The 13,458-nt window shown below is 35.4% G+C and carries 12 protein-coding genes and 1 tRNA gene; 8 read left to right on the top strand and 5 right to left on the bottom strand.

The genetic code is table 11. The features are described from left to right. From argH to LE180_RS03135, 4 genes are all read left to right on the top strand, one after another. On the top strand, positions 1 to 938 hold a 938-nt coding region (argH, locus tag LE180_RS03150; RefSeq protein ID WP_374134027.1), incomplete at its 5' end, for an argininosuccinate lyase. Then, a complete protein-coding gene (locus tag LE180_RS03145) occupies positions 935 to 2,134 on the top strand; it encodes a TolC family protein (protein ID WP_374134026.1) in 1,200 nt (399 codons plus the stop codon). The genes argH and LE180_RS03145, both read left to right, overlap by 4 nt. Continuing rightward, the gene (locus tag LE180_RS03140) at positions 2,121 to 3,089 is read left to right on the top strand and encodes a patatin-like phospholipase family protein (protein WP_374134025.1); all 969 of its coding nucleotides are present in this window, start codon (positions 2,121 to 2,123) and stop codon (positions 3,087 to 3,089) included. Before LE180_RS03145 ends, LE180_RS03140 begins: the two co-directional genes overlap by 14 nt. Then, positions 3,082 to 4,113 carry a tetratricopeptide repeat protein gene (locus LE180_RS03135; RefSeq protein ID WP_374134024.1) on the top strand — a complete coding sequence of 344 codons (1,032 nt, stop codon included), beginning with the start codon at positions 3,082 to 3,084 and terminating at the stop codon, positions 4,111 to 4,113. Before LE180_RS03140 ends, LE180_RS03135 begins: the two co-directional genes overlap by 8 nt. Before the next feature lie 72 nt (positions 4,114 to 4,185). Here LE180_RS03135 and LE180_RS03130 read toward each other — a convergent pair whose 3' ends face one another. From LE180_RS03130 to gap, 5 genes are all read right to left on the bottom strand, one after another. After that, positions 4,186 to 5,217 carry a hypothetical protein gene (locus LE180_RS03130; RefSeq protein ID WP_374134023.1) on the bottom strand — a complete coding sequence of 344 codons (1,032 nt, stop codon included), beginning with the start codon at positions 5,215 to 5,217 and terminating at the stop codon, positions 4,186 to 4,188. 540 nt (positions 5,218 to 5,757) lie between these two features. Further along, positions 5,758 to 5,839 (bottom strand) — tRNA-Leu (locus LE180_RS03125). Positions 5,840 to 5,860: 21 nt separating this feature from the next. Beyond that, positions 5,861 to 6,178, bottom strand: a complete 318-nt coding sequence (secG, locus tag LE180_RS03120) for a preprotein translocase subunit SecG (protein WP_374134022.1) — start codon at positions 6,176 to 6,178, stop codon at positions 5,861 to 5,863. Positions 6,179 to 6,297: 119 nt separating this feature from the next. Next, positions 6,298 to 7,548 (bottom strand): phosphoglycerate kinase, encoded by a 1,251-nt coding sequence (gene pgk / locus LE180_RS03115; protein ID WP_374134021.1) that lies wholly within the window; start codon positions 7,546 to 7,548, stop codon positions 6,298 to 6,300. 147 nt (positions 7,549 to 7,695) lie between these two features. Continuing rightward, on the bottom strand, positions 7,696 to 8,703 hold the full coding sequence (gene gap / locus LE180_RS03110) for a type I glyceraldehyde-3-phosphate dehydrogenase (RefSeq protein WP_374134020.1): 1,008 nt from the start codon (positions 8,701 to 8,703) through the stop codon (positions 7,696 to 7,698). A gap of 189 nt (positions 8,704 to 8,892) precedes the next feature. Here gap and LE180_RS03105 point away from each other — a divergent pair, with 189 nt between their 5' ends. The 4 genes from LE180_RS03105 to LE180_RS03090 all read left to right on the top strand — a co-directional run bounded on the left by LE180_RS03105 (position 8,893) and on the right by LE180_RS03090 (position 13,355). Further along, complete coding sequence (locus LE180_RS03105) at positions 8,893 to 10,158, top strand: glutamate-5-semialdehyde dehydrogenase (protein ID WP_374134019.1); 1,266 nt, start codon at positions 8,893 to 8,895, stop codon at positions 10,156 to 10,158. A 61-nt stretch (positions 10,159 to 10,219) separates the two neighbouring features. After that, positions 10,220 to 11,311, top strand: coding sequence for a redox-regulated ATPase YchF (gene ychF, locus LE180_RS03100; protein ID WP_374134018.1), 1,092 nt, complete (start codon positions 10,220 to 10,222; stop codon positions 11,309 to 11,311). A gap of 238 nt (positions 11,312 to 11,549) precedes the next feature. Continuing rightward, the gene (locus LE180_RS03095; protein WP_374134017.1) at positions 11,550 to 12,782 is read left to right on the top strand and encodes an amino acid permease; all 1,233 of its coding nucleotides are present in this window, start codon (positions 11,550 to 11,552) and stop codon (positions 12,780 to 12,782) included. Between the two features lie 441 nt (positions 12,783 to 13,223). Further along, positions 13,224 to 13,355, top strand: coding sequence for a hypothetical protein (locus LE180_RS03090; protein WP_374134016.1), 132 nt, complete (start codon positions 13,224 to 13,226; stop codon positions 13,353 to 13,355). The last annotated feature ends 103 nt before the right edge of the window (positions 13,356 to 13,458 follow it).

Below are 13,458 nucleotides of genomic sequence, written 5' to 3'. Positions count from 1 at the left end.
ATATGGATGTTATAATGCCGGGTTTTACGCATTTGCAGCCTGCTCAGCCTGTTTTGTCGGCGCATCATCTGCTTGCATATGCGCAGATGTTTCAGAGAGATAAAGAAAGACTTTATGATTGTTATAAAAGGACCGATATTTTGCCTTTAGGGAGCGCGGCTTTGGCAGGGACGTCTTTTAAAATTGATAGGCAATATACGGCTAAACTTTTAGATTTTCAAAATATCAGTGAAAATTCTTTAGACGCTGTAAGCGACAGAGATTTTGCGATAGAGTTTGTTTTCTGCATGGCTTTAATCGCTTTACATTTGACCAGATTTTGCGAGGAAATGATTTTATGGATGAATCCCGAGTTCGGATATATAACGATAGATGATAAATTTACGTCGGGGTCATCCATAATGCCTCAAAAAAGAAATCCTGATTGCGCTGAAGTTATAAGAGGAAAATCGGGGAGAGTCTTTGGTGATTTAATTGCCCTTCTTACGATAGTGAAGTCTCTGCCTCTTGCATATAATAGGGATTTACAGGAAGACAAACCGCCTGTTTTTGACGCTTTAGACAATGTAAAAATGTGTCTTAAGGTTATCGATGAAATGACTAAAAGTTTAAAATTTGTAAAAGAAAGAACTCTAAAAAGTACGGAAAAAGGATTTATTGCAGCTACTGAAATAGCTGATTATCTTACAAGAAACAATGTTCCTTTTAGAACGGCTCACGGATTAGTTAAAGATATTGTTTTATATTGCAAAAAACATTCCAAGAAATTAAATGAACTTTCTATTGAGGAATACAATAAGTTTTCTCCAATATTTAAAAAAGATATATTCAACTACATAGATTTAAAAAATATTACGAATATAAAGATGTCTTACGGAGGGACTTCAAGAAAATCTGTTATTTGTCAAATAAAAAATATTAAACGAAAATTGAAATGAAAAGAATTATCTTTTTATTAATTTTAGTATTGACGGCGCAAAGTTTATATGCAAATACAGTAGAAAGAATTTTAACCGAATTTTCGAGTGTCAGGACTGCTTTATCTATAAACCCCGATATATTAGCATCAGCTCAAGATTTTGAGTGTGCCGTACAGAGGGCTAGAGAGGCAAAATCTTTATATTTTCCAAAAATTAACCTCAATTTAAATTTGTCAAAATCTAATAATCTCGAATCTGTGCTAATATCGGGAGATTCGTTCGGCAATTTGACTTATTTGCCTAGTGGTAAAAAAGATTTATATTTCGTTATCAGACCTTCTATATGGCTAAACATTTATACGGGTGGCAGACTAAAAACTACAAACAAACGCGCCCAAATAGAGGTGAATAGAGTAAAAAAAGAAGAAGAAGTTATTAAAAGCAAAGTCATAAACAATGTAAAAATAATATTTAATGACTGCTTATATTATAAAACTCTGTTAGAATTGTATAGCCTAAAGATAGAAAATGCCAAACAAGGGAAAATACACCTTGCGCGCAATGAAGTTGAAAGCTTGATCAGAAAAAAAACTAAAGTGAAGTTTAATTACGATAGAAAAGTTTTAAGCTTATTGAATGCTATAGGACTTGATACTAATACAATAGTTGATATATCAGGTGAATTGAGTCCTAAAATGAAAGACTTCAATTTAGACAAATGTTTGTTGCTTGCATATCAGTTTAAACCCGAAATAAAAGCAACGCAGGAGCAGGAAATTCTTGACGGATTGGAACTTAGTTTAGAGGCAATTAAAAAGTATCCTAATGTTTCTGTTGGCGCATCTTACGGGATGATGAGCGACAATATAATGGATGGCAAACTTATCGGCGATAAAAACGATTGGTGCCTTTTGTTTACTGTAAATATTCCTATTCCTATAATTGACAGTGATGGATTATTTGCAAAAATAAAACAGAAAAAAGCCATATTGAGAAAGTCGACAATAAAAAGGGCAAAATTGGAAAATGAAATAAAACTTGGCGTTAGACAATCTCTTCTAGAGTACAATTTCTGGAGAACGCAGGCGATTGATGCAAAGTTGTTTGAAAAAAATGGTCAATACAATGAGACTGATATTAAAATAATGCGCAATTTAAACAAAAGTTATTATAATCTTGAACTTGCTGTGGGAGTTGAGCTTGATTCCTATTAAAAAGTACATTAAAGTATTTTCCCTTTTTATATCAACTATTCTTGCCGTTTCAACAGTTTGCGCCGCTGTATCTGATTTTAACGAAGAAGATTTTTTAATAGATGTATTATGGCGTAAAGTTGAATTAGCAAAACTAGGAGAGAGACCAAAAGTAGCGTTGGTGCTTGGTGGCGGTGGCGCAAGAGGTATTTCACATATAGGTGTTCTTCGTGTTATTAGCGAAGAGCATATTCCGATTGATATAGTTATTGGTACAAGCATAGGATCAATAGCCGGGGCATTTTTTTGTGCGGGAATGCCTTTTGATAGTTTGGACGATTTGGCAAAAACTATTGGCATAAAAGATATTTCAAACTATAGTTACCCTTCGCTTATAAGCATGTTTTTAAATGGAAATCTTCTCTCTAACGAAAACCTTGAAAATTTAATTAATAAAACCATCGGCGATACTCGTTTTGATCAACTTAAAATACAGTTGATATGTGTTGCTACCGATTTAAATACCGGAGAAAAAATTTTGCTTAGAGAGGGAAGCGTTGCTTTTGCGGTAAGGGCAAGTTCTACAATTCCAGGTATATTTAAGCCTGTTGAATATATGCAGCGTTATTTAGTTGATGGTGGACTTGCGGAAAATATTCCTGTAAGTGTTGCAAAAATTTTTGGCGCCGATGTTATTATTGCTGTTTCTGTGTCAGCAGATATAACTAAAAACAATACTGCTAATGTATTTTTTACTCTAATGCAGGCAATGTACATACAAGGTATGGTGTTAGATCAATATAATTTAAATATGGCAGATGTCGTCATATATCCCGATGTAGGCTCATTGTCTGTGCTGGATTTTAAAGGATCTCATAAAACTATAGATAAAGGATTTGTTGCTTCTAAAAGAGCTGTTAAGAACATAAAAAAAGTAATAATTAATAAAATGATGGAGAAATATTTGCTTGAATAGAATTATAGTTTATATTTTACTATTGTTAATATTTTATTACCCTGTTTTTGGGTTTGATAACGACGCTGTGTTGTCGCCTGATGAGCAGTCGTTAAAAGAAATCAATGAAATTTGTGCACGACTAGATACCGACTGTAGCAAAAAAGAAAAAATACAACTTCTTGAGCTACTTGCAGATAAAAGTATTACAGCTACCCAATATCATAGCGCCTTAGATGCATATTCAAAACTTTTGGATTTAAAGGGAAATTCAAAACGTAAAAAATTTCAATATTATGTTGGACTTGGAAACGCGTATGCTTTAAAGGGTGATTATATTCTAAGTATTCAGAATTACAGAAATGCTATCTCGCTGTGTAGAAAAAATATAGATGTAAAAATTAAAATTGGAAATATATTTTTAAAAAGCAATTTATACGAACTTGCTGAGGAGTCTTTTAGGGATGTTCTTTCCATAAACAATAATTCTGATGAAGCAAAAAAAGGGTTGGGAGATGTTTTTTACGAATTGGGAGTGTATATAAAAGCTGTTGATTATTACACCAAAACAGATTTGAGCGCTTATAATAAAGAAACAGTTGTTAAAGTTGTGGATTGTTATCGTAATTTAGATAGGATAGATGATGCTGTAAACTTTTTAGAAATGGCTACAGTAGGAAATAAAGATAAAGAGCTTATTTTCTTGCTTGCTACGTTCTATGTTGATAAGAAAGAGTATGTAAAAGCCAAAAAACTACTTTTGCGCTTAATCGAGGAAGATGCAAAAAATTTTAAACTTTATATATATCTAGGATATCTTTATGAGTTGACGGGAGACTTTGTTCATGCAAAAAAAATACTTGACATGGCTTCTTCACTAAATTCTTCTTATGCTACAACAGACCTTTTACAAGCAAGAATAGCTTATAAAACAGGAAATCTTCTTGAATCCAAAAAATATGCAAGAAATGCTTATTCTAAAGCAACAATATTTTTTGTAAAAAATCAGGCGCAAAAAATGCTTCAATTTCTAGATAATAAATAATACTTATCTAATTTTAAAACTTTACACAATCTTTTTTACACTCTCATGCCACAGCTTTAGTCTGCAAATATTTTAGATAGACTTTACAGAACTCAATGCCGGCAAAGGTTTCTTTAATTTGTTGAGCTCAATTGAATTCTTTTCTTCAACATGATTCTCGTCTGTTGCAACATCGCTAGTTTTTGCCCTAACCCCATCTATTTTTGTTAGAATCTCAGCTAATTTTACAGAACTCTCGGCAACTTTAAGACTAACCTTAGACCATTTAACATTATTTTTAGCAATAGCAAGCTCTAGCTTGGCTAACTTAACATATTCTTTGATAGTTTTACCATTCTTAACTTCATTTTTTCTAAGCTCAACATTGGCTTTAGCCACTTTGAGATCATGCTCGTACATGCCAATATCAAACTTGAATTTGTCAATATCAGACATGACTTGAGCAATATATCCGTTTTTTGCCAGTTCATTAATACCAAGTTTTTCGTGATTAATCATGTAAGCAATAACGTCTCCACCTTTAGCTTTAACAGCATCAGTTTCAACTCGAACTCTTTTTAAGATAAGATTTATGCTTTTAATCTTGGCAAAGCTTTTTTCAAGTTGAGTTTTAGCCAATTCAACGTATGCTTTGACTAGTTTGACACAATTCTCATCGATTACAGCATCTCCAATTTCTGTCTCAATCTCATCAATTTTATGATAAGCCTTGCTTTCTTTAACATGAGCTTCATCCTCTTTAATAACAGCTTTGGAAATATCAAAATCAATTTTGGCTAATTTGACACATTCTTTGATTGTTTTACCGGTCTTAAGCTTAGCTTTTTGAAGTTCAACTCTGGCTTTATCAGCGTTACTAATTATCTTACTGAGATTAAGAAATTTCTCAGATACAGTAACCTCGTTATTTTTAAAATCATTTTTCTCGAGTTCAAGTTTTATTTCAGCATCAACAACGTCAAATTCTCTATTAAGAGTGTCAATTTTTTCATGAATAATGGTTTCCTCTGTTTGTACTGCGCTAAGTTTCGTGTCATAGTTTAACTCAGCACATCCAGATACCGCACAGAAACAACACAATATTGTCAAAACTAATCCTTTCACTTATCCCTTCCTTCATAATTTATAACGCGACTGGGCGCATTCTTGAGCGATATCAAAAACTTCTTTTGCAACTTTCGCAAGCTTTTTATTTTATAAACTATCGAGTGATTCAAAGTCTCTTACCATCTTCTATGGCATCCACAAAGTACCTCTCCTTCACCGTCTAGCGGTGAAGAAGAGGTGAGAATTATTGACTTTTAACAACGTCTCAAGCAAACCATCTCTGCCATCTCTTCTGCCTCTCTAGCTACAACACACTCCGGAAGACTACCTATTAGCCACCACTTATGATGTCATAGCTATCAGTAACTACCAACATCAACAATTATTAACTAAATTAAAATTAGCCACTAACCGCCAGTCTATGGTAACGTTTTTTAATGGTTTTGTCAAACACAGAATTGCAAGTAATTTGTAAACAGAAGATGATTAAACTTGTTAAAGATTGTCAAGACTTGATAACTTTGAACTGTCAATATTTACCGTAGATAAAAGCTACTGAAACTGTTGTCTCGTCAACAACTCAAAAACATTAACAAATGCTGAGGGCGGGATTTGAACCCGCATCCGGTTAAGGACACGCCCCTCAAACGTGCGCGTATGCCAGTTCCGCCACCCCAGCCCAATAACATGCTATTACTATTTACTTACCATGTTCCACCGGAGCGCTAATAGGAACATTAGCAAGCTGATTGACAATAGACATCATGCTCATATTTGTAGAAATTCTTGTAAGCATCAAAGACGTAAACAAAAAAATACAAGCCATAACAACAGTAAGTTTTTTTATAAAAGCTACGCCGGATGGAGCGTTGAAAATCTGATCTGTTCCGCCACCGCCAAATATCCCAGCCATTCCTCCACTTTTTCCTGCTTGCAAAAGAACAACAGCGATCAATCCGATGCAAATTATGTAGTGTACAAACTTGAAAACGAAAAATATTATGTTTGCTGTACCCACGACCCCTCCCATCGTACCACAAAAAACGTAACCTGTCAAATTTTATTATTACATTTTTTATCTGTACTTTATCGTCATTATAAACTATAGCCAATTAACAATAATAACAAAACACAATTTTACTTTTTATCTGGGAGAACAGCTATTCCCGGAAGCTCTTTACCTTCAAGAAACTCCAAAGATGCGCCACCGCCTGTAGAAATATGACTTATTTCTTTATCTACTCCGGCTTTTTTAACAGCAGATACAGAATCTCCGCCTCCGACAACAGATATTGCTCCGTCGTCAGTAGCTTCAGCTACAAGTTCTGCAATTTTTATAGTTCCTTTTGAGAACTCATCTATTTCAAAAATACCCAAAGGTCCGTTCCATACTATGGTTTTTGAAGACTTAACAACTTCTGAAAATTTTTCTATCGACTGAGGACCAACATCAACACCCATATATCCTTCAGATATTGCCTCATCCACAGTAGCTCTTACATCTGCGCTAGATGGAACTTGCTTATTTACAAAATCTACCTTGTTTGTAATCACATGGTCAACTGGCAACAAAAAATCTACTTTTTTTTCTTTAGCTTTTTTGAGAAGCTCATCAGCCAATTCAAGTTTATCATTCTCGACCAAAGATGTTCCCGTGCTTACTCCTTGCGATTTTAAAAAGGTATATGCCATAGCTCCACCAATCAAGATTGCATCAACTTTATTTAAAAGATTTTCTATTACATTTATTTTATCAGACACTTTTGCTCCGCCGAGAATTGCCAAGAAAGGTCTTACAGGTTTTTCTATGGTCTCGCCCAAAAATTTAAGCTCTTTTTCAACAAGAAAACCAACGGCAGCGTCCTTAACATATTTTACGATGCCTGCAGTTGAGGCATGCGCTCTGTGAACTGTTCCAAACGCATCTTGAACAAAAACTTCTCCCATCGAAGCAAGCTCTTTTGCAAATGCATTCATAGAGATTTTGTCTTTTTCTCCCGCGGCATTTTTGCCTTCTTCTTCAGGATGAAATCTCAAATTCTCCAACAAAAGTATTTCACCTGATTTTAAATCTGCAGCGACTCTCTTTGACTCAGCGCTTATACAATCTCCGCCGACAAATTTCACAGGCTTCCCAAGAAGTTCGCTTAAACAAACTGAAACCGTCTTCAAGCTCATTTCAGAGACAACTTTGCCTTTTGGTCTTCCCAAATGCGACATAAGTATTATTGCCGCATTTTTCTTCAAAAGATATTTTATCGTTGGAAGCGTAGCAGCTATTCTTTTATCGTCTGTTATTTGAAGACTTGCATTTAGCGGAACATTATAATCTACACGTACTAAAATTTTTTTACCTTTTACATTAATGTCTGCAAGCGTTTTTTTCATATTATTGTTTTCCACGTAAGACCGAAGACCGCTCAACACAGAAATCATGCGTAAATGCGATCTTACCAGTTATTCCTTTATTAATTTTATCACTTGTGGAACAGTTGGCATTCGTAGTCAACTTTTTACCCCTTTTAATCTATGAGCTTATCCATTTACTTTTTTCATGTACGCAACAAGTTCCAAAACCTTATTGGAATAACCCCACTCGTTATCGTACCAAGAAACAACTTTAACGAACTTATCAGTTAAAGCAATTCCAGCTTTTGCATCAAATATTGAAGTACGAGCATCGCCAATGAAATCTGAAGATACGACATCATCCTCGGTATAACCAAGAATATCTTTCAATTCATTTTCAGAAGCAGATTTCATAGCAGTTTTTATTTCGTCATAAGAAGCAGACTTTGCCAAATTAACAGTCAAGTCAACAACCGAAACATTAAGAGTAGGAACACGAAACGACATACCTGTCAATTTTCCGTTCAACTCAGGAATCACTTTTCCCACAGCTTTAGCCGCGCCTGTGGAAGAAGGAATAATATTTCCTGCCGCCGCTCTTCCGCCTCTCCAATCTTTGGCAGAAGGACCATCAACAGTTTTCTGCGTGGCTGTTGTGGCATGAACTGTTGTCATCAACCCATCAGTAATACCAAACTTATCGTGCAAAACTTTAGCAATGGGAGCTAAGCAATTTGTTGTACATGAAGCATTAGATACAATCTGAGTTCCTCTTTTATACGAACCCAAGTTTACTCCGCATACAAACATGGGAGTATCATCTTTGGATGGAGCAGACATAACGACATATTTTGCGCCCGCATCGATATGAGCCTGAGCTTTTTCCTTAGAAAGGAATAACCCTGTCGATTCTACAACATATTCAGCGCCAGCTTCGCCCCATTTCAAGTCTGCAGGATTCTTTTCTGCAGTTACGCGGATAGCACTTCCATTAACGACTAAGTTATCGCCTTTCACTTCAACTGTACCCTTAAAAACTCCGTGAACAGAATCATACTTTAACATATAGGCCATGTACTCAACGCTGATCAGGTCGTTAATAGCGACAATTTGAATATCTTTTCTACTCTGAGCAGCACGAAAAACTAAACGTCCGATACGACCAAAACCATTAATACCTACTTTAATTGCCATAGCATGCCTCCCTTGTGGACCCCATTTTGAGATACGTTGAAGATGATATAAAATTACCGTGCCTTTTGTCAAATCCGAAATTGCCTAAAAAGTATGAAAAGAATTATTGCCAACGGTAAGAATTTTTGGTATTTTTGTTAAGTTTTTGCTAGAATATTGGTGTTTTAAGTAAAATAAGTTGGGGTCGCCATGGAAAACAACGAAATAAAACAAGCAGTATTATTGAAAGCTAAAGCGGCAAAAGAAGCATCTAGAAAACTTTTATCAATGAGCGCAGAACAAAAAAATAACATGCTTTCTGCGATGGCAGACGCTTTGCAGCAGAATATGGAAGACATACTTTTTCATAATGAAATAGATGTTCAAGCAGCAAAAGAAGCGTATATAACGTCAACTCTAATAGACAAACTTACGCTAAATGAAAAACGCATAAACGATATGATAGAAAGTGTCAGGAACGTTATACTTCTGCAAGATCCTATAGGAACAGTAATTGAACAAAATACCTCATCAATAGATATTGACGTTAAAAAAATCAGGGTGCCATTAGGCGTAATTGCGATGATTTATGAAGCGCGTCCAAATGTTACCGTTGACGCAGCAATCTTGTGTTTGAAAGCCGGCAATGCAGTTATTTTAAAAGGGGGGTCTGAGGCTATAAATTCAAATAGAATTCTTACAAAAATAATATGCGAGGCTGGAGCAAAAGCAGGAATGCCTGTAGGTTCTATACAATTTATTGATACCCCAGATAGAAGCGCCATACAAGAACTTTTGCATCTTGACAACTTAATAGATTTATTAATACCAAGAGGCGGCGAAGAATTAGTTAAATTTATAAGAGAACATTCTTTGATTCCTGTTTTATCGCACGGGAGAGGCTTGTGCCATACGTACATAGATAAGGATGCTGACGTTGATATGGCAATAAATGTTGCATTTAATGCAAAATGTCAAAGACCGTCAGTTTGCAATGCAATGGAAACCTTGCTTGTGCATAGAGATATAGCAGATAAAGTTTTGCCAGAATTATGCAGATTATATAATGAAGCAGGTGTTGAGATTGAAGGTTGCTCTATTTCACAAGGTATAGTGAATTCAATAAAGCCTGCAACTGAAAAAGATTGGAAAACTGAATATCTTGATCTCAAGATATCGATTAAAGTAGTAACCTCTTTGGAAGAAGCTATAGAACACATAACCAAATACGGCTCCATGCATTCTGAAGCTGTTATTACAAAAAATAAAGAAGTTGCGGATAGATTTATTGCTGAAGTTGATGCTGCTGCAGTTTTTGTAAACGCTTCAACAAGACTTCATGACGGTAGCGTTTTTGGTTTGGGATGCGAAATTGGCATTTCAACACAAAAACTTCACGCACGCGGAGCGATGGGCATCAAAGAACTTACAACCACCAAGTATGTAGTTAGAGGCAACGGTGCAATAAGGAATTGACAGGTTGTGTGTCAAGCGCTGATGCCACAAAACTTTATTATTAAAAAATTAAAGAGGTTATATGAAACTTGGCATCGTTGGACTTCCGAACGTAGGGAAATCAACGTTATTTAACGCTATAACAAAGGCATGCGCAGAAGTGGCAAACTATCCATTCTGCACCATAGATCCAAATGTCGGAGTGGTTGCAGTTCCAGATAAACGTCTTGAGTTTTTGAGCAACTTTTTCAATGCAAAAAAAACAATTCCTGCAACTGTGGAATTTGTTGACATCGCAGGACTTGTGAAGGGAGCATCTAAAGGCGAAGGACTTGGTAACCAATTTTTAGCCCATATAAGGGAGACCGCAGCTATTGTTCACGTAGTGAGATGTTTTGAAAGCAAAGACGTAACGCATGTTATGGGTGAAGTTGACCCTTTAAGAGATATAGAAATTATAGAAACAGAACTTATTTTGTCTGATATGGAAACCATTTCAAAAAAACTTGAAAGACTTGAAAAAGGCGTAAGACTTAACGATAAAAAAATACTCGCTGAAAAAGAACTTGCAATAAAGGTTAAAGCGCATCTCGACGCAGGCAAACCCGCAAGGACGCTTGAGTTAAATGACGATGAAAAAATAGCATTAAAAGATTTCTTCTTGATAACTGCAAAACCCGTATTATATGTCTGCAATGTAGCAGAAAGCGACTTACCTGCGATAGAAACCAAATATACCGCTGTTGTTAAAGAAAAAACAAAAACAGAATGCGCGCAAGCAATACCAATATGCGCAAAAATTGAAGCAGAACTTTCAGAACTTTCGGAAAGTGATCAGAGAACATTTTTAAAAGATTTGGGATTAGAAGAACCCGGTCTAAACCGTTTAATAAAAGCAGGATATGATTTACTGGGACTTGCAACGTTCATTACAGCTGGAGAAACGGAAGTAAGAGCATGGACTATAAAAAAAGGGTTTTTGGCCCCTCAGGCTGCAGGAGTAATCCATTCCGATTTTGAAAGAGGTTTTATACGCGCTGAGATTATGAGTTTTGACGATTTATACAGACTCGGTAGTGAAAAAGCAGTAAAAGACGCAGGTCTTTTAAGAAGCGAAGGAAAAGAATATTTAGTTAAAGACGGTGATATTATAGAATTTAGATTCAATGTGTAAAAACAAAAGTGTTATACAATGTATAAGTTTGACAAAACTCAAAAAAGTTATTAGACTCTGTTGTGTACATGACGCAAAAGTATTCCACAATGCGCCGATGTGCAAAAAAATGAAGAAAAGTTTTATTAGGTAATGAGTGTATAGAACACAACTATATTAACACTAAAGGCGCTGAGGGTTTAGCCACGTCTTTCAGCGTTGTTTTGCATAAAAATTACGAGGGAATAGGGGCTAACGAGTGAACAATATTGACAGAGGTTGGGTTTTAACATGTTTTGGGACCGCAATTGGGGCTGGCATTTTATTTTTACCGATTCAGGCGGGGCTTGGCGGCATTTGGTCAATCATCTTTCTAGTGCTTGTCATTTTTCCAATTACCTACATTTCACATAGAGGTATTACAAGGATTGTAGCGTCTTGCGAGAAAGAAACGGACATTGTAGGCGCTATAGAACACGATTTAGGGCATACCGCCGGATTGATTGTTTCCGTTTTATATTTTTTATCAATCATAACTATATGCGTGGGATATGCCACAGGCTTAACTAACCTCATAAATGCTTTTTTTGTAAACCAAATGCATATTGTTTCAGTATCGAGACCTTTGCTTACATTTGTTATTCTTGCAATTATGACATCTGTACTGTTTTGCAATGAAAAAATTATGATTGCAATTACATCCGCTCTTACTTTCCCTTTAATTCTTTTTTTGCTTGCGATATCAATATACCTGATTCCTGAATGGAATATGTCTGTTTTCCATACTCCCATCACAGCAAGAGCTTTCATAAAAAATACTTTGCTACTTTTGCCGCTACTAGTTTTTGCAATGAATTTTTCACCAATATGTTCGTCTTTAGGCGCTTTTTATAGAAAACAATATGCCAATATTGACGATGCAATCAAACATTCTGATAAAGTTGTTAGGTGGAACTCTATTCTTTTGCTGTTTTTTGTTATGTTTTTTGTTTTTTCTCTTGTTTTCTCCACAACTCCTGAAATTTTAATTAAAGCCAAGCAAGAAAATATTGACGCATTAACTGCAATCTCTCTAAGCTACAATTCATCTATACTCCTATATACCTTACCTCTTATTGCGTTTCTTGCTATAGCGAGTTCATATTTCGGACATTTTACAGGAACAAGAGAAGGATTATGTGGTATTATGTTGCAACTTGCAACTTGGAAAAACCATGAACTTAAGAAAACTTTAAATGTAAAAAAAATAAAGTTACTCAGCACTTTTATTTTGTTTACGTTGTTATGGGTTTTGGCAGTATGTAATCCATCTATTTTGTCCATAATTGGAGCTTTATCTGCGCCAATTATTGCCATGTACGCATACCTAATGCCTGTTGTATTGATGAAGAAAATTCCAAGGCTTCGTATATATCGTTCAAAATTAGCAGCTTTTGTTTTTATTATGGGCATATTTACTATTGTCGGGTATTTTGTTGGTCAAATTATGTAGTGTGTATGTCGACTATAGAGATATTTCTATGCCAACAAATTCTGATAAAATAATTGCAACGTCAATATTTGATTTGTTTAAGACGTGTTCCGGTCCCTCACTCAGTTCTCACACCATTGGACTATAAAAGCGGATGTAGATTTCTCGTGGCGCGCTAAAATGCTTGATAGTTGCATTTTTGCTCAAACAAGGGGTTTGCGCGAGTACGTTTATTAGATTTGAACGATAAAAAAGATAGATATAGGGCTTAAAAATATTGAATATGGCGCAGTTAACCACAATTTCCCATATAACAAACAATATACCTAACAAGACTCTGTTGATCCATTATAAAAATATATCCTTTTTTCGCGGAAATATTATTTTGTCGGCGGCGGGTTTCTTCAGTGGAAAGATTGGACTGTTCCAAAAATTGCGATGCCTCCTCACCCTTACAGCAATATGGCAGAATTGCTGTTGCAAATTAAAGAAAAAGATTTGCATCTGCACAAGTTGCTTATACAAAATGAAATGGCAACTTATGGATTATCCGAAGAAAAAATCAACGCTTTTCAACATCGTCGTAAGGATTAAGCCCGTTAAAACTTTCTTCAGGGTTTTTAAAGATATTATTCTATATCCGTCAACACTGTATATGCGCCAGTGACACAAACATATATAATTTCTGTTGTTTGTG

Origin of the sequence: Candidatus Endomicrobiellum pyrsonymphae, from assembly GCF_020328025.1 — a bacterium.
Taxonomy (GTDB): Bacteria; Elusimicrobiota; Endomicrobiia; order Endomicrobiales; family Endomicrobiaceae; genus Endomicrobiellum; species Endomicrobiellum pyrsonymphae.
This window is presented reverse-complemented; position numbering and strand designations above follow the sequence as displayed.

Bases quoted from the DNA above. Each gene is read 5' to 3' on its own strand.
- LE180_RS03090 (WP_374134016.1), top strand. From the start codon at position 13,224: ATGGCAGAATTGCTGTTGCAAATTAAAGAAAAAGATTTGCATCTGCAC.
- gap (WP_374134020.1), bottom strand. From the start codon at position 8,703: ATGGCAATTAAAGTAGGTATTAATGGTTTTGGTCGTATCGGACGTTTA.
- pgk (WP_374134021.1), bottom strand. From the start codon at position 7,548: ATGAAAAAAACGCTTGCAGACATTAATGTAAAAGGTAAAAAAATTTTA.
- ychF (WP_374134018.1), top strand. From the start codon at position 10,220: ATGAAACTTGGCATCGTTGGACTTCCGAACGTAGGGAAATCAACGTTA.
- LE180_RS03105 (WP_374134019.1), top strand. From the start codon at position 8,893: ATGGAAAACAACGAAATAAAACAAGCAGTATTATTGAAAGCTAAAGCG.
- LE180_RS03145 (WP_374134026.1), top strand. From the start codon at position 935: ATGAAAAGAATTATCTTTTTATTAATTTTAGTATTGACGGCGCAAAGT.